This window comes from Dactylosporangium sp. CS-047395 (assembly GCF_050942185.1).
Taxonomy (GTDB): Bacteria; Actinomycetota; Actinomycetes; order Mycobacteriales; family Micromonosporaceae; genus Dactylosporangium.
Window position 1 is genome coordinate 7,600,818 of the sequence record NZ_CP192015.1, and the last position, 14,899, is coordinate 7,615,716.

General features: G+C 73.2%; 17 protein-coding genes. 3 read left to right on the top strand and 14 right to left on the bottom strand.

The annotated features are described in order from the left end of the window. Positions 1 to 2 precede the first annotated feature (2 nt). The 7 genes from ACQP00_RS35805 to ACQP00_RS35835 are packed head-to-tail and all read right to left on the bottom strand — an operon-like array spanning position 3 to position 6,702. The gene (locus ACQP00_RS35805; protein WP_433204367.1) at positions 3 to 1,217 is read right to left on the bottom strand and encodes an MFS transporter; all 1,215 of its coding nucleotides are present in this window, start codon (positions 1,215 to 1,217) and stop codon (positions 3 to 5) included. Continuing rightward, entirely contained in the window at positions 1,214 to 2,425 is a 1,212-nt protein-coding gene (locus tag ACQP00_RS35810; protein WP_433204370.1) for an ATP-grasp domain-containing protein, read from the bottom strand. Before ACQP00_RS35810 ends, ACQP00_RS35805 begins: the two co-directional genes overlap by 4 nt. Then, positions 2,422 to 2,748: a hypothetical protein gene (locus ACQP00_RS35815; RefSeq protein ID WP_433204373.1), complete on the bottom strand. Its 327-nt coding sequence runs from the start codon at positions 2,746 to 2,748 to the stop codon at positions 2,422 to 2,424. The genes ACQP00_RS35810 and ACQP00_RS35815 overlap by 4 nt, the downstream gene beginning before the upstream one ends. Beyond that, positions 2,745 to 4,019: a SidA/IucD/PvdA family monooxygenase gene (locus ACQP00_RS35820; RefSeq protein ID WP_433204376.1), complete on the bottom strand. Its 1,275-nt coding sequence runs from the start codon at positions 4,017 to 4,019 to the stop codon at positions 2,745 to 2,747. Before ACQP00_RS35820 ends, ACQP00_RS35815 begins: the two co-directional genes overlap by 4 nt. After that, complete coding sequence (locus ACQP00_RS35825) at positions 4,006 to 4,995, bottom strand: FAD-dependent oxidoreductase (protein ID WP_433204379.1); 990 nt, start codon at positions 4,993 to 4,995, stop codon at positions 4,006 to 4,008. The genes ACQP00_RS35820 and ACQP00_RS35825 overlap by 14 nt, the downstream gene beginning before the upstream one ends. Continuing rightward, positions 4,995 to 6,359 (bottom strand): class I tRNA ligase family protein, encoded by a 1,365-nt coding sequence (locus tag ACQP00_RS35830; protein WP_433204382.1) that lies wholly within the window; start codon positions 6,357 to 6,359, stop codon positions 4,995 to 4,997. The genes ACQP00_RS35825 and ACQP00_RS35830 overlap by 1 nt, the downstream gene beginning before the upstream one ends. Beyond that, positions 6,352 to 6,702 (bottom strand): cupin domain-containing protein, encoded by a 351-nt coding sequence (locus tag ACQP00_RS35835; RefSeq protein WP_433204385.1) that lies wholly within the window; start codon positions 6,700 to 6,702, stop codon positions 6,352 to 6,354. The genes ACQP00_RS35830 and ACQP00_RS35835 overlap by 8 nt, the downstream gene beginning before the upstream one ends. Before the next feature lie 145 nt (positions 6,703 to 6,847). Between ACQP00_RS35835 and ACQP00_RS35840 the strand changes: the two genes are divergently transcribed. Beyond that, the gene (locus ACQP00_RS35840) at positions 6,848 to 10,033 is read left to right on the top strand and encodes an AfsR/SARP family transcriptional regulator (protein WP_433204388.1); all 3,186 of its coding nucleotides are present in this window, start codon (positions 6,848 to 6,850) and stop codon (positions 10,031 to 10,033) included. Here the strand turns inward: ACQP00_RS35840 and ACQP00_RS35845 are convergent. Then, complete coding sequence (locus ACQP00_RS35845) at positions 10,008 to 10,196, bottom strand: hypothetical protein (RefSeq protein WP_433204391.1); 189 nt, start codon at positions 10,194 to 10,196, stop codon at positions 10,008 to 10,010. The two genes, ACQP00_RS35840 and ACQP00_RS35845, sit on opposite strands and share 26 nt — an antisense overlap. After that, entirely contained in the window at positions 10,193 to 11,050 is an 858-nt protein-coding gene (sigJ, locus tag ACQP00_RS35850; RefSeq protein WP_433204394.1) for an RNA polymerase sigma factor SigJ, read from the bottom strand. Before sigJ ends, ACQP00_RS35845 begins: the two co-directional genes overlap by 4 nt. An 81-nt stretch (positions 11,051 to 11,131) precedes the next feature. Between sigJ and ACQP00_RS35855 the strand changes: the two genes are divergently transcribed. Then, entirely contained in the window at positions 11,132 to 11,566 is a 435-nt protein-coding gene (locus tag ACQP00_RS35855) for a nuclear transport factor 2 family protein (protein ID WP_433204397.1), read from the top strand. Here ACQP00_RS35855 and ACQP00_RS35860 read toward each other — a convergent pair. After that, on the bottom strand, positions 11,542 to 12,096 hold the full coding sequence (locus tag ACQP00_RS35860; protein ID WP_433204400.1) for a histidine phosphatase family protein: 555 nt from the start codon (positions 12,094 to 12,096) through the stop codon (positions 11,542 to 11,544). The genes ACQP00_RS35855 and ACQP00_RS35860 overlap by 25 nt on opposite strands. A gap of 72 nt (positions 12,097 to 12,168) precedes the next feature. On the opposite strand from ACQP00_RS35860, the gene ACQP00_RS35865 reads away from it, so the two are divergent. Next, positions 12,169 to 12,387, top strand: coding sequence for a hypothetical protein (locus ACQP00_RS35865; RefSeq protein WP_433204403.1), 219 nt, complete (start codon positions 12,169 to 12,171; stop codon positions 12,385 to 12,387). Between the two features lie 499 nt (positions 12,388 to 12,886). On the opposite strand, the gene ACQP00_RS35870 is transcribed toward ACQP00_RS35865, so the two are convergent. The 4 genes from ACQP00_RS35870 to ACQP00_RS35885 all read right to left on the bottom strand — a co-directional run bounded on the left by ACQP00_RS35870 (position 12,887) and on the right by ACQP00_RS35885 (position 14,839). Beyond that, entirely contained in the window at positions 12,887 to 13,330 is a 444-nt protein-coding gene (locus tag ACQP00_RS35870) for an SRPBCC family protein (protein ID WP_433204406.1), read from the bottom strand. Continuing rightward, positions 13,330 to 13,812, bottom strand: coding sequence for an SRPBCC family protein (locus ACQP00_RS35875; protein ID WP_433204409.1), 483 nt, complete (start codon positions 13,810 to 13,812; stop codon positions 13,330 to 13,332). The genes ACQP00_RS35870 and ACQP00_RS35875 overlap by 1 nt, the downstream gene beginning before the upstream one ends. Continuing rightward, positions 13,809 to 14,132 carry an ArsR/SmtB family transcription factor gene (locus ACQP00_RS35880; protein ID WP_433204412.1) on the bottom strand — a complete coding sequence of 108 codons (324 nt, stop codon included), beginning with the start codon at positions 14,130 to 14,132 and terminating at the stop codon, positions 13,809 to 13,811. Before ACQP00_RS35880 ends, ACQP00_RS35875 begins: the two co-directional genes overlap by 4 nt. A 149-nt stretch (positions 14,133 to 14,281) precedes the next feature. Continuing rightward, on the bottom strand, positions 14,282 to 14,839 hold the full coding sequence (locus ACQP00_RS35885; RefSeq protein ID WP_433204415.1) for an SMI1/KNR4 family protein: 558 nt from the start codon (positions 14,837 to 14,839) through the stop codon (positions 14,282 to 14,284). Positions 14,840 to 14,899: the final 60 nt, after the last annotated feature.

The window sequence follows — 14,899 nt, forward strand, 5'->3', positions numbered from 1 at the left end:
TTTCAGGACTCGTGGGCGGCGCCGACGCGGCGCATCCCGGACCAGGCCGCGCCGAGCCCGGCCAGGCTGATCAGGCCGAAGACCCACCACACGGGCGGGCCGAGGGCGAGCCACAGCGCGACGCCGCAGACCGGGCCGAGGACCGTGCCGAGGCCGTACATCGCCTGGGCCGCGCCCTGGTAGCGGCTCAGCAGCTCCTCGGGCGCGGCCAGGGCCGGGAACGCGAACATCGTCGGGCCGCCGATCAGCTCGGCGAGGGACCACACGACGGTGCCGGCCACGAACCAGACGACGCCCCATTGGAAGCCGTACAGCGAGTGCCCGATCGCCAGCAGCAGGAACCCGGCCGCGGCGACGTACCGGGGCGGCCGGCGCTGGGTCACCTTGGTCATCAGCAGCTCGAACGCGACCACCATGAAGCCGTTGAGCGACAGCATGGCCGCGTACCAGCCGGTGGCCAGCCCGGCCGAGCGCATCGCGAGCGGCAGGACGGCGACGTACTGGACGTACACGAACACGTTCAAAAACATCGCCAGCAGGAAGAGCGTGTAGCGCCGGTCCCGCAGCACCGGGAGATAGCCGCCCCGGTCCTGGCCCTCGGGCGCGTGCTCGCCGTGCCCGCGCGGGAACAGGAACACGGCGAGGACCGCGAACGCCGCCGTGGACGCCGCCTCGACCCAGTAGAGCAGGTCGTAGGAGACGGCCACCAGCAGCGCCCCGAGCAGCGGAGCGGTGGTGGCGCCGATGTTCTGCACCAGGCGGTACACCGCGAAGATCATCACGCGGCGGTGCTTGGCGGTGTGCGTGGCCAGCATCGCCGAGGCGGCCGGGCGGAACAGCTGCGTCGTGGCCCCGACCAGCGCCACGACCACGAGCACGGCCGCGTACTGGTGCAGGTAGAGCACGGTGGGCAGCAGCACGGCCGAGCCCGCCATGGACAGCAGCGTGGTCGGGCGCGGCCCGAGCCGGTCGCCGAGCGCGCCGCCGGCCAGCAGCCCGACGACCAGGCCGGCGCCGTAGACGCCGAGCGCCCAGCCGGCCTGGGCCGAGGTGAAGCCGCGGGCGGTGAGGAACAGCACGAGATACGCCTGGAAGAACGTCCCGAGCTGGTTGACGAGCACGCCGGCGAGCAGGGCCCGCACCGGCGCCGGGGTGGCCCGCAGCGTGGCGAGCACCCCCGCGCCGTCCTCGGGCGCTTTGACGACGGTGTCGGTCATGTCGTCACCCGCAGGGCGGCTGCGGCGGCGTCGAGCGCGGCGGCGACCTCGGCGGCGGTGGGCGCGACGGCGGTGACGTACCCGAGCCGGCCCATGGTGGTGCCCTTCGGCGGCGGCGAGGCCACGGTGCCCGGCCCGGCCACGAGCACCATCCGGTCGACCGCCTCCGGCAGCGGCCCGTCGGCGAAGCCGATGGTGGCGATCACGGTGTCGTCGGCCTCGGCGTAGAGGAACCGCACCCCGGCCACGAGGGCCCTGGTCGTGTTCACCCCGGGCGCGATGCCGCAGCAGGCCGCCGCGGCCGCCAGCCCCGGGGTGACGCCGCTCGCCCGGCCGCCGATGTAGGGGATCAGGTCGCCGCCCAGCCGCGCGTTGACCTCGATGACGACCGGCCCGGCGGTGGTCAGCCGCAGCTCGGTGTGGGTCACGCCGTCGGTGAACCCGAGGGCCTCGTGGGTCTGCCGCAGGACCGTCAGGATCGCCGGATCGGACAGCAGCGGGTCGCCCGCGTCGACCGTGTGGCCCAGCTCCTCGAAGTAGGGCGGGTAGCCCAGCTCCTTGCGGGCCAGCACCATCGGCGTCACCCGCCCCCGGTGCACGACCGCGTCGACCGAGATCTCGGGGCCGTCGGCGTAGCGCTCGACGAGCACCGACACGTCGTAGGCGGGCGCGCCCGGCACGGTGGTGTCCCGGGCGAACGCGAAGTTCGCCGCCAGCTGCTCGGGGGTGTCGACCCGCACGACGCCGAGGCTGGCCGCGAGGGCCCGCGGCTTGAGCACCACCGGGTAGCCGATCCGCTCCGCCGTGGCCAGGGCCTCCTCGACCGAGGCGACGAGCACCGACTCCGGCTGGGCGACCCCGGCCGCGGCGAGCGCGGTGCGGGTCAGGTGCTTGTCGCGGCAGGCGGCGACGGCGGTCTCCCCCGGGCCCGGCAGGCCGAGGGCGTCGGCGAGCCGGGCCACCGGCAGCACGAACGCCTCGTCCCAGCACAGCACGCCGGCCACCTCGCCGGCGTCCTTGGCCGCGACCGTCAGCGCGTCCACGTCACTCAGGTCGGCCACCCGGGTCGAGCCGGCGAGGTACGGCTCCTCCCAGGTGGGCGCGGCCGGGCTGACGAGGTGCAGGCGGTAGTGCGGGGCGATCTCCTCCAGGAGGTACCGGCGATAGTCCTTGTGCCCGGTGCCGACGAGCAGGATCAGGGGGTTCATGCCGGCACCTCCTCGATCCGGGACACGCCCGCCGAGCCGTCGGCCCGCCGCCACTGCTCGGTGAGCCGCAGCCGGCCGTCGGCGAGCCGGTCGGGGGTGCTCACGCAGGTGCCGGCGACCACCGCTCCGTCGGCCATGACCTGGCAGTAGGCCGCGCTGATGACGCCGTCGGCGGTGCGCGTGCCGACCAGCCGCCCGGTGCGCACCGGGCCGCCCTCGAACTCGGCCCAGACGAGCTCGCCGTGCTGGTGGTAGCGGCCCCGCGCGCCGTTGGGCTGTTCCGGCTGCACGATCAGGCCGTCGTAGGTCTGGTGGTACGTCATGCGATCCACCGCACCGGGCACAACTCGTCGATGACGCCGAACACGGCCCGCCCGGCCATCGCGTTGATGACGGTCGCGGCCCGCACCGGCAGCAGGGTGAGGTTGGCGTCGGGGACGCCGTGGCTGTACCGCGCCCGGTTGAGCACGAAGATCCGGTGCCCGTTCATGCCCTTCCAGCGCAGCGAGTAGTCGGGCTCGATGAGCATGTCGCCGTCGTCGTCGAACTCGACCCGCTCGGCCAGGTCGTCGTCGAACGGCACCGGGCTGGCCTCGCGCCCGACGGCCACGATGACGTGCCGGGCCCGGTGCTCCTCCCGCCCGCCGGGGGTCTCGCAGCGCATCACCAGGTCGGCCCCGTCCGCCTCGACCGCGACCACGTCCCGGCCCGGGTACAGCACGGCCGGGAACCGGTCCAGGTCGAGCATCCGGTCGTAGTTGGCCTGGTACAGCACCCGCAGCGCGCCGGGCGTGAGCGCGTCGCCGGTCGGGCCCTGCTCGACCACGAGCCGGCGCCGGGTGCCCCGGCTGAGCTGCTGCAGGAACTGCTGGTGGGCCGGGCGGTAGAACTCGTTGGCCACCGGCGAGTCGTCGATGGTCTGGAACCACTGGCGGCGGCCGAGCCAGCGCACGTCGGTGAAGCCGGCGTGGATGAGCTTGAGCACGCACTCGAGGCCGGTCTGCCCGCCGCCGACCACGGCGATCGGGGCGTCGAGGTCGGTGCGCAGGGCGTCCATCTTCCGCCAGAGGTCGTCGGCGATGAACGCGGCGTGCTCGGGCAGGCCGGTCATCCAGCCGGGCCGGGTGGCGCGGGTGCCGACCCCGATCGACAGGTGGTGCGCGCGGGCCACCGGACGCCCACCGGCGTACAGCTCGAAGCCGCCGTCGGTGTACGTCACCCGCTCGATCGAGGTGTTGTAGTGGATGCCCTCGATGCGGCGGGCGGCCCAGGTGAGGTAGCGGACGTACTCCAGCCGCGGGATCGTGTCGAACTGGGCGTTGAGCAGCGCGAACAACCGGCCCGAGGTGACCAGGTAGTTCATGAACGTCAGCTGGTGCTGCGGATCGACCAGCGACACCAGGTCCTTCATCCACGACGTCTGCATCCGCACGCCGGGGCTCAGCAGCGCCGGGTGCCAGGCCGGGCCGGGCTGGTTGTCGAAGAGCGCGATGCGGCCGAGGTTCGCGGCCGGGAACAGCGCGGCGAGGCTGAGATTGGCCGGTCCGGCCCCGATCCCGGCCACGTGGTACGTCGGCAGATCATTGCTGTGCACGGGTTTCCTCCTGGGTGTGGTGGTCTGCACAGAAAGCGAGGATGCGGTCGGCGGCCAGGGTGCTGGCGGCGAGCGCGGTCTTGGCCGCACCGCCGGAGCCGCCGGTGAAGGCGAGCACCCGGCCGCCGGTGCCGGGCACGTCACGCAGGCGCAGCACGGGCGGGTCGGCGTAGCAGTCGGTGGCGTCGGCCCGGCGCACCGGCGGGCCGAGCCGCAGCCCGGGCAGCCGGCGGCGCAGCATCCGGGCCACGTCGGCGACCGGGCGCGGCGGCGGCGCACCGGGCGCGGCACCCCACTCGTCGCCGGCGACGCCCGCGAGCAGCAGGTCGCCGCCGAGCGGGATGCCGTACAGCGGCCCGTCGGAGAAGATCGGCGGCAGCGGCCCCCGGCACTGGTGCACGGTGTACCGGATCGCCTTGACCTTGAGCCCGAGCCCGTCCAGCCCGGCCCGGGCCAGCAGCGCCGGCGTCCAGGCGCCGGCCGCGTAGATGAGCACGTCGGGCTCGCCGGCCAGCCGGGGCGCGACCGTCACCCGCGGCCGGCCGGCCAGGTCGGCCAGCACCGCGGCCCGCAGCGCGGCCGGGTCGATCCGCCCGCCGCTGTCGTCGCGGACCGCGCTCGTGCCGGGCGCGAGGGACGCCCAGCCGAGCGCGGTCAGCTCCCGCTCGCCGATGATCCGCGCGTCGAGGCCGGCCAGCGCGCGCTCGTCGGCCGGGCCGACGATCACCGACGGCAGCGGCCGGAACGCGGCCCAGCGCCGCAGCACCGGTTCGGCGAGCAGCTCGGCGAGGCTGGCCACGGCGAGCCCGCGCTGCTCGGCGTCGGGCTCGTAGCCGCGCACCGCCCCGCCGGAGGCGCCGGTCGCGTCGCGCAGCCCGGGCGGGCCGGTCGCGAGGGCGACGTCGGCCCCGGCCCGCGCGAGGCGCCACGCGAGCAGGGAGCCGGCGATCCCGGCGCCGAGGATGCCGACCCTCATCAGCGCCGGCCGGTGAGCACGGCCCGTAACGTCGCCGCGTCCGGGCTGCCTGCGGCGAGCAGGCTCACCAGGGCGCGGGCGGCCAGCGGGGCGTCGAAGTCCACGTAGCGCAGGGCCAGCTCGCCGCGCTGCCGCTCGGCCGCGAGCAGCTCGGGCGGCAGCGCGTCGGGGTGGGTCGCCCCGTCGAGCAGGGGGCGCACGTACGCCGCGAACGCCTCGAACGTCTCGCGGGTGAAGTCGCTGCCGACCCGGTCGGGCCGGTTGAAGGCCAGGAACAGCCGCACGATCCCGGGGTCGGCCTCGGCGAGCAGGTCGTTGGCCCACACCGCGTGGTTGCGGCTGGTCGAGAACTTGAAGCCGTCGAGGGTGAAGAACCGGTTGACGACGCTCATCCCGGCCAGGCGCCCCAGGTCGACGCCGGCCGTGGCGAGCAGGGCGGGCCACATGATGCCGTAGAAGTACGCGTTGTCGATGCCGTAGAAGTTCCACATGCCGCGGACCCGGCGGCGCCACACGTCGGCGAAGGCGGCCGCGTCCTCGGGCACGCCCGGCCGCAGGGCCTGGGCCACGCCGCGCACGAAGTTCAGGCAGACCTCGACGTACACGTCCAGGCGCAGCCCGGCGAGCGGGCCGCTGCCGGCCACGCCCCAGTCGGTGGGGTACGCGGCCGGGATGGCGGGCAGCGGGCGGGCCAGCGCGGTGTCGATCAGCGCCCGCACGTCGACCGGCAGCTCGGCGCGCAGCCACAGCGACTGCAGCGCGGCGCGGTGGGCCTCCAGGTCGAGCACGGGCACCGTCGCGGTGAACGGCACCGGGGCGCCGCCGCAGCGGGCGCAGCGGACCTCGACCATGGTCTGGGCCGAGGTGAACCCGCCGCAGCCCTCGCAGCCGCCGCCGCAGGCCTCGTGTCCGCAGGCGCCGCACAGGCCCTCGACGTAGGAGTGGTGCAGGGTCCGCGCGCAGCCGGCGCAGCGGTGCAGCTCCAGCTCGCGCAGTGGCAGCGCGCCGCGCTCGACCAGCTGGGCGGCCATCGTGGCCAGCGCCGGGGCGTAGCCGGGAGCGCGCGGGTCGACGAACGCGTCGTACTCGATGCGGGCCCGCCGGAACGCCTCCACGATGTCGTCGCGGTAGCCGTCGACCATCTTGTCCACGTCGACGCCGTCGAGCTCGGCCCGGGTCAGCACGTAGTTCTGGTGCACGTCGACGCCGGCCATGGCCAGCACGTGCTCGCCGCGGGCCCGGGCCGCGCGGGCGGCGAAGTCGGCGGCCAGGTACGGCCCGGAGAGGTGCCCCACGTGCAACGGCCCGTTGGCGGTGGGCGGCGGGATGGAGACGACGTCGACGAGCGGCTCCTGCTCAGCCATGGTCGGCCTCCTTCTGGTACCAGTACGCGCTGAAAATCACGAGAGGCTCGGATTCGCGCCGGTTGTGGACTACGTGGCGTTCGCCGGATTCGAGCAGGAACGCGTCGCCGGTGGCGACCTCGACCGGTTCGCGGCCGTCGACCTCCACCGCGGCGTCCCCGCGCACGACGATCGACAGTTCCAGCTCCGGATGCTGGTCGGCCGGGCTGATCCCACCGGCCGGCACCCGGTACCACATGGCGCGGAACGGCATCGCGCCCACGCCCTCGTAGCCGTCCCACCGGAACACGTCCACGTCGCCGACGGGGCGGTTCTCGCCCCGGCCCAGTTGATAGGTCCGCATGGCGCCTGAGTGTTCTGCCCGCCGCCTGCGCACCGGTTGCGGCCGCCTGCGGTGCTCACTTGCGGTTCGCTTGCGGTGGCGTTCCGTCATCGCGGTTCGTATCCGGCGGCGTTCCGAAATTGCGGGAGAGCGATAGTGTTCGATCGTGCAGTTCCGATTACTCGGCGCGGTCGAAGCGGACATCGCCGGTCGTCCGATCAAGCTGGGCTGGCGCCAGGAGCGCTGCCTGCTGGCGTTGCTGCTGCTGGAGAACGGCCGCCCGATCCACAACGAGCGACTGGCCGAGCTGATCTGGGAGGGCGAGCCGCCGCCGGACCCGCGGGCGGCGCTGCAGGTGGTCGTGGCCCGGCTGCGCGGGCACCTCAACGCGGCCGACGCCGCCGGGCACGGGGTGCGGCTGGTGACGAAGGGCGACAGCTACGCCCTCGAGGTCGCGCCCGAGCAGGTCGACGTGGCCCGGTTCAAGATGCTGGTCCAGCGGGCCCGCACCTCCGACCACCCCGACCGGGCGGCCGCGTTCCTGCGCACCGCCCTGCGGCTGTGGCGCGGGCCGGCCCTCGCGGACGTGGCCGGGCCGTGGCTGCGCCGCCGGGTCACCGACCCGCTCGACGAGCTGCGCCTGGCCGCCACCGAGGAGCTCATGGACGTGGAGCTGGCCGCGGGCCGCCACCACGAGCGGATCGCCGAGCTGACCCAGCTGGTGGCCGAGCACCCGCTGCGCGAGCGGCTGCGGGGCCAGCTGATGGTCGCCCTGCACCGGGAGGGCCGCCGGGTGGCCGCGCTCGACTCCTACGAGCAGCTGCGCCGGACGCTGCGCGACTCGTTCGGCCTGGAGCCCGGGGCGCAGCTGCGCGAGCTGCACGGCCGGATCCTGCGGGCCGACCTGCACGCCGACGCCCACGCCGTCGACGGGCATCCGCGGGAGCCGGTCGCTCCGGTGGCGGTACCGCAGCCGCCCATGCCCACCGCGCCCCGCCCGCCGACCCCGGCCGAGCTGCCCGCGGACGTGGCGGGGTTCGTCGGGCGGGACGACGAGCTCGGCAAGCTGGACGCGATGCTGCCCGAGGCGGCCGGCGGCGGAGGGCCGGTCGTGGTGACGGCGATCGCGGGGACGGCCGGGGTCGGCAAGACCGCGCTCGCCGTGCACTGGGCGCACCGGATCGCGGGCCGGTTCCCGGACGGGCAGCTGTACGTGAACCTGCACGGGTACGCCTCGCGCGACCGTCCGGTGCCGCCGATCGAGGCGCTGGGCGGGCTGCTGCGCTCGCTCGGGGTGCGCGAGGACCGGGTGCCCGACGACGTGGGTGCGGCCTCGGCGCTGTACCGCTCGATGCTCGCCACCCGCCGCGTGCTGCTGTTCCTCGACAACGCCCGCTCGGTCGACCAGGTGCGGCCGCTGCTGCCCGGCGGCCAGGGCTGCCTGGTCGTGGTCACCAGCCGGGACCGGCTCACCGGCCTCGTCGCGCACGACGGGGCCCGCCGGCTCACCCTGGACATCCTGCCGCCGGAGCAGGCCCGGGCGCTGCTGTCCGACATGCTCGGCGCGGACCGGGTGGCGGCCGAGCCGGACGCGGCCGCCGAGCTCGCCCAGGCGTGCGCGTTCCTGCCGCTGGCCCTGCGGATCAGCGCGGCCGATCTGATCAACCACCCGCACCGCAGCATCGCCGCGCACGTGGCCCAGATGCGCGCGGCCGACCCGCTGACCGCGCTCGCCGTGGACGGGGAGCGGGCGGTGCACAGTGCGCTGGAGGTGTCGTACCGCTCGGTGCCCGCCGACGCCCAGCGCCTGTTCCGCCTGCTCGGGCTGGCTCCCGGCAACGACTGCACGGCGGCCGCCGCCGGGGCCCTGGCCGGGCTGCCGGGCGCGGAGGCGGCGGCGCTGCTGGACCGGCTCGCGGCCGCGCACCTGGTGGTCGAGTCGGCGCCGGACCGCTTCACGTTCCACGACCTGCTGCGCTCCTACGCCCGGGCCCGGGCGACCGCCGACGACCCGGCCCAGGAGCGGGCGGCGGCGCTGGGGCGCATCTACGACTGGTACCTCGGCACCCTCGACGCCGCCGCCTCCCAGCTGTACCCGCAGCTGGTGCGGCTGCCGTACACCGGAACGGCACCGCGGTTCTGCGGCACCGCCCAGGCCCGGGCGTGGCTGGAGGCGGAGCGGCAGAACCTGGTCTCGATGGTCCGGCACGCGGTCGCCGACGCCCAGCCCGAGATGGCGTGGCGGCTGGCCGACGCGATGCGCGGCTTCCTGTCCCAGGGCGGGCACCTGTTCGCCTGGCTCGCGGTGTGCCGGGCCGGGCTGGCCGCGGCCGAGGTGTACGCCGACGTCAACGGCCAGGCCGCCATGCACATCGGGCTCGCCCACGCCAACCAGTGGCTGTGCCGGCACGACGAGGCGGTCGAGTCGCTGCGCTGCGCCGTGCGCCTGGCCGAGGCCGGCGGCTGGATCGAGGGGATGGCCTGCGCGCGCAACAACCTCGGCATCTTCTACGACGAGCTGGGCCGCCCGGCCGAGGCGCTGGAGCAGCACACGGCGGCGATCGCGCTGGCCCGCGAGCACGGCTCGACCCGGCTGCTGGTCGCGTTCCTGGACTCGCTCGGCCACCACCACCACGTGACCGGCCGGCTGACCGAGGCGACGGAGTGCTTCGACGAGAGCCTGCGGATGGCCCTGACCCTCGGCGAGGCCTCCCGGACCACCGCCTACCTGCTGGAGTCGCTCGCCGCCACCTACCAGGCGATGGGGCGCTTCGCCGACGCCCTGGCGCTCGCCGAGCGGGCCCTGGGCCTGTGCCGCGACGTCGGCAACCGGCTGCACGAGACGACGATCCTGTCGTTGCTCGCCACGATCCAGGCCGACCTGGGCCGGCGGGAACGGGCCCTCGAACTCGCCACGGCGGCGGTCGACACGGCGCGCGATCTGGAAGGCAGCTATGGTACCGCCCAAGCGCTGATCGCCCTCGCGCAGGCGAGCCGGGGCATGGGCCGGGCGGAGCGCGCGACGGAGCTCTACGGCGAGGCGTGCACGCTGCTGGCCGACGTGGGCACCGCGTACCACCGGGCGGCCGCCTCGATCGGCCTGGCGGGGGCGCTGCACGACCTCGACCGGCTGGACGCCGCCCTGGAGCACGCCCGGGCGGCGCTGCTGCTGACGGAGCGGGGCGGGTACCGGCTGCTGCGGGCGCACGCCCTGGCCACGATCGCGGAGATCCAGCTGAGCCGGGGCGACCGCGTCCGCGCCCTGCTGGCGGCCCGCCGCGCCCGCGAGGCGCACGCCGCGGTCGAGGCGCGGATGGCGGTGTTCTTCAGCGACTCGTTCTCTGGGCCATGATCATGAGTCCGGCCCCGGCGACCGCCGCGATGACGCCGAGGACGATGTAGACGGCGGTGATCGCCCAGTTCGTGGTCTCGTGGCCGATCTCGACCCGCACGCCGATGCCGAACAGCGCGGCCACCACGAGAAGGCCGATCCCGGTCGGCCGCGCCCACGTCATCCCACAGTTCCCCTTGTCCAGGTGCGCAACTTCTCCGGATTGCGCACGGCCCAGATCCGGGTGATGCGGTCACCGGAGATCTCGAACGCCATCACGGTCGACGTCTGGTTGTCAAGCTCCGCCACCAGCCCCGGCTGCCCGTTCACCATCCGCTCGTGCAGCACGAGCCCGGCCAGCCGCATGATCTCGACCAGCCCTTCGGCGATCCGCTCGGCCCCGGTGATCGGCTCCAGCGCGGCCGGCACGATCCCGCCCCCGTCGGAGACCGCCATCGCCTGCGGATCGAGCAGCCCGACGAGCGCCGCGATGTCCCGCGCCGCCCACGCCTGCGCGAACGCCCGCACCACACCCGCCCGCCGCTGCCGCGACTCCGTGCCGACCCGCGCCTCCCGGATCCGCCGCCGCGCGGACGTGGCCAGCTGCCGGCACGCGCCCGGCGTCCGCCCCACGATCCCGGCCACCTCGGCGAACGAGTAGCGGAACACGTCATGCAGGACGAACGCCACCCGCTCGGCCGGCGTCAGGTTCTCCAGCACCACGAGAAACGCCATGTTCACCGACTCGTCCAGGGTGACCCGATCGGCCGGATCGCCCTCCTCGCTCTGCGGCGGCAGCGGCTCAGGAATCCACTCGCCGACGTACCGCTCCCGCCGCACCCGCGCCGACCCGAGCAGATCGAGACAGATCCGGCTGGTCACGGTCGTCAGCCAAGCACCCGGCACCACGATCTCGTCGCGTTGTTCTTGCTCAAGCGCATACCACCGCGCGTACGCCTCCTGCACCACGTCCTCGGCATCGGCCAGCGACCCGAGCAGCCGGTACGCGACGTTGAGCAACTGCCGTCGTTCCTCCATGACCCCTATGACGATCCGTCCTCTGGAAATGTCAGCCGGCCGCGGCATACTTGGCTTTTGCCCGCTTTGAGGGGGTACATCGTGTCACTGGCCGACCGCTTCGAGATCGAGTCCCTCCGCAGCGAGTTCAACGACGCCGGCGTCACCGGCGACCCCGACCGCATGGCCGCCCTCTTCACCGACCGCGGCATCTGGCGCATCCCCGCCGCGAACGTCACCTTCACCGGCCACGCCGAGATCCGCGAGGGCCTGACCCGCCTGCGGGACCTGTGGGAGTTCTTCGTCCAGGAGGCCCACCCGGGCACGATAGCGCTGGACGGCCACCAGGCCACGGGCCGCACGTACGTCCACGAACTGGGCCGCTTCCGAGACGGCACCGCCTTCCAGATCCACGGCGTCTACCACGACCGCTACGAACACACCGCCGACGGCTGGAAGTTCGCGGAACGGGTGAACGAGGTCCTGTACCGCGACGACTCCCCCTTGCCCGGTCAGCCGCCTTCAGTTGTCCCGTAGCGGTACTCCCACCCTTCCTCCCGCCAGATGAACGTGTCAGCGACGAGCTCACGGACACTCCGGCCGGTGGCGACGTGCTCGAGGGCCCGGTAGGTGGCGAGGTGGCCGATCACCATGACCCGCCGCCCCGCCCACCGGCTCGGCAGATCCTCCAACACGGCCGCCGCTCTCGCGATCGCCTGGGCGTGGCTCTCCCCGTTGGGGTACGGCCGGTCGACGTAGTCCAGGCGGTCCCGCTTCATCGCGTCCCCGGCCGTTCCGTTGCGATCGCCGAAGTCGCACTCGCGGAGCCGCCAGTCGTACAGGACGGGGATGTCCGTGCTCCCGAACGCGATCTCGGCGGTCTCAGCCGCGCGCCGCAGGTCCGAACAGAACACCGCAGCGATCCCGTCGTCCCGCCGCCTGTGCCCCATGACGACGGCGTTGCGGCGGCCCCGTTCGCTGAGCCGCCCGGGCAGCCACCCGGTCGCGATGCCGTTCTCGTTGTCCTCGGTCAACGCATGCGTCTCGTACACCACCTCGATCGACATCGCTCGACCCTACCGCCGCGCGCCACGGCAACGCCTGACGGTCGACGTGCGATCGTTTCGTACGCTCGGCGCGTGGTCGGCATGCCAGGGTCTCGGCGGGTCGGTGGTCAGCGCGCCGTTCCGGGCCCGCGGTTCTGGTTCGGCACCGCCATGATGACAGTCCTCGCCGACCTCGTCCTCGTCCTCGGCCTCGGTATCAAGCTGTGGTACGACCACGCCCGCCTGGAAGCCAACGGGGCCACGGCGACCGCGGTGATCGACGACGTCCACGAGTCCCACGGCTGGCTGTGACGGACCTCGCCGGCCCCAGGAGGAGGGAGATATCCGGACCCAGCAGGAGTGATGTCGATTGATTGGTGTGACGGGCGAAGCTGGCCCCACCGGCTCGAGGCGTCGTGGTGTGACGGCGGTATCTGGCCCCACCTGGGTGACCTGCCTGGTGTTTGTGACGGTTGATATTGGCTCCACCTGCAGGCTGAATTTCGGCGGTTCCGTGCCGCATCGCGGTAGAGGGCTGGTTGAAATCCCGGGTGGAGCTGTTCGAGGCGATCCGGCGTGACGCGCGCCGTGAAGAGCTCTCGATCCGCGCGCTGACTGAGCGGCATGGTGTGCATCGGCGCACCGTGCGGGAGGCGCTGCGCTCGGCGGTCCCGGCGCCGCGGAAACCTCGAACGGCGCAGGCGCCGAGACCAGCTTCTGGGACGACCACGGCCGACCTGCGCCTTGGCCCGACGACATCGAGGGCTGGCAACCCGAAACCGGCGGCCGGCGTGTGCCGCGGCCTCATGTGTCAGGACTGCTGCTCGACGCGATGCTTCAGGGCGGCCAGGTTGGCGGGCATCTCCTTGACCGCTTCACGGCGCACCACCAGCGGCACGAGCATCTTCCCGATCCCGTGGCCGATGAAATCGACGCTGATGGTCAATTGTGAGCGGCCGGCGTCGAGCGGTTCGACCGTGACCTCCACGATGGCCCGGATCGGCCCATCGATCCCGCGGACACCCCAGGTCTTCGGAGCGTCGATATGCGTGACCTCGGAGACGCTGGGCCGTTCAGCGCCACCGATACGGCGCACGGTGTGGCATCTCGTGCCCACCGTCGGCGGACCGCCGGCTTCCAGATGGCCAGAGACAACGCCTCGCTGCCATTCGGGGAAGCGGGTCGGGTCAGTAGCGTAGGCGAACACCGCCTCCGCCGGGCGGTCGACCTCGATGCTGGTGACGATCGCGGCCATCAGCCGACCTGACCGAACAAGGCTGCGTAACGGTCGAGGTAGAGCGGCCAACCCTCGTCGTGCCCGATACCGTCGCGCACCGACTCCCAGCCGGGGCCGTGCCGGTCCAGATGCCGATGCTCCAGCTCGACCCGGGTCCGGTCGGGCGTTTCCTCGGTGAAGGTCACCTCGACCTCGCTCGTGTGTCCCGGATCGCGCTCGATCTGCCAGGTCGGGCCGATGTCCCAGGAGAACACCACGCGCCGGGGCGGGTCGTAGGCCAGAATGCGGGCCCACCGGCACTCGCTGCCGTCAGTGCCGCGGTCGATGATGTTGCCACCGACCCGGGGCTCGAAGACGGTCTCGGCGATCGGCACCCGCAGGAGGTTGTGTTCCCGCGGCTTGAAGTCGCCGAATCGGTCGGTGAACACCGTGAACGCCTTGTCGATCGGCGCAGCAACCACGATCGCGCGGCGCACCACCGCAACATCAGCTTGCGTCATGAGCTCTCCTCGGTGTTGTCCTCGACCGTGTTCTGAAAGCCGTCCAAAGCTCGGCGCCAGAACGTGTCCAGCTGGTCCTTGAGCGCGGTGACGCCGGCCGGGTTGAGTCGGTAGATCCGGCGAGTCCCATCAGCCTGGCTGGCGACCAGCCCCGCGTCCCGCAACACCCGCAGATGCTGCGAGACCGCCTGGCGGCTGATCGGCAACTCTTCGGCCAGATCGCCCACCGCGCGCGGACGATCAGCCAGGCACTGCACGATCGCGAACCGGCTGGGATCGCCCAAAGCCTCCCAGCCCTGATGCGCTTTGAAAGCAGCCACGAACGTAAGCTACGACTTTCACTTCAGGTTGGTCAAGGACCAGACCAGCCGACACTGCTTGAGGTCCCAGCGCCACCAGTCATCCAAGGAGTCGCGGGAACTTCACGACCCGGCTGGGGCCAGAAACCAAGGTCCGGGGCCGATACGCTTCAGAGGTCGCTGATACGCCCGTCGTCGGCGAACGCCTCGACCGCGGCCAGCAGCCTCTCCAGGAAATCGTCGAGATGCTCGGCGACTGCGGTCACGCCGGAGCCGGCGCGGCCGCGGTATGCGCCTGCCTGGTACGCACATCCGTCCAGCCGATACACGGTGCCGACGCCGCCCACCGCGATCGCGTACAGCGTGCCGCCGCCGTCGCTGCCGAACACGACCACGTCGACATCCTCGGCGAACAGTTCACCGATGCGATCCGCACGCCCGTCATCGTGGTCGAGCACGCCGTGGATGTACCTCGGCCCGAACATGAAGTAGCCGTTAGCGATGTCAGGCAGCGAGACCTCGCCCACCCACCGGCATACCGCGACCAGGTCGTCAGGCACCCAAGGCACACGCGACCGAAGCGCGGCGAGATCCGCCTCCGGCGCCGGCGGCCCCACAGTCTGAGCTCCCGGCTCAAACGGATAGGTCGACAGGATGTCGCGCAACGCCCGCGCCACGGCGGCCCGCATCGAGGCACCCCAGCCGACCAGCCGCTGTTCGTCCAACATGGTGTCCCCGAACTGATGGCAGTCAGGCGCCGGACCAGCCCCAGCAGCAGAGCCGGATCG

Bases quoted from the DNA above. Each gene is read 5' to 3' on its own strand.
- ACQP00_RS35830 (WP_433204382.1), bottom strand. From the start codon at position 6,359: ATGGCTGAGCAGGAGCCGCTCGTCGACGTCGTCTCCATCCCGCCGCCC.
- ACQP00_RS35810 (WP_433204370.1), bottom strand. From the start codon at position 2,425: ATGAACCCCCTGATCCTGCTCGTCGGCACCGGGCACAAGGACTATCGC.
- ACQP00_RS35885 (WP_433204415.1), bottom strand. From the start codon at position 14,839: ATGTTGGACGAACAGCGGCTGGTCGGCTGGGGTGCCTCGATGCGGGCC.
- ACQP00_RS35815 (WP_433204373.1), bottom strand. From the start codon at position 2,748: ATGACGTACCACCAGACCTACGACGGCCTGATCGTGCAGCCGGAACAG.
- ACQP00_RS35875 (WP_433204409.1), bottom strand. From the start codon at position 13,812: ATGACGCAAGCTGATGTTGCGGTGGTGCGCCGCGCGATCGTGGTTGCT.
- ACQP00_RS35870 (WP_433204406.1), bottom strand. From the start codon at position 13,330: ATGGCCGCGATCGTCACCAGCATCGAGGTCGACCGCCCGGCGGAGGCG.
- ACQP00_RS35835 (WP_433204385.1), bottom strand. From the start codon at position 6,702: ATGCGGACCTATCAACTGGGCCGGGGCGAGAACCGCCCCGTCGGCGAC.
- ACQP00_RS35845 (WP_433204391.1), bottom strand. From the start codon at position 10,196: ATGACGTGGGCGCGGCCGACCGGGATCGGCCTTCTCGTGGTGGCCGCG.
- ACQP00_RS35825 (WP_433204379.1), bottom strand. From the start codon at position 4,995: ATGAGGGTCGGCATCCTCGGCGCCGGGATCGCCGGCTCCCTGCTCGCG.
- sigJ (WP_433204394.1), bottom strand. From the start codon at position 11,050: ATGGAGGAACGACGGCAGTTGCTCAACGTCGCGTACCGGCTGCTCGGG.
- ACQP00_RS35860 (WP_433204400.1), bottom strand. From the start codon at position 12,096: ATGTCGATCGAGGTGGTGTACGAGACGCATGCGTTGACCGAGGACAAC.
- ACQP00_RS35805 (WP_433204367.1), bottom strand. From the start codon at position 1,217: ATGACCGACACCGTCGTCAAAGCGCCCGAGGACGGCGCGGGGGTGCTC.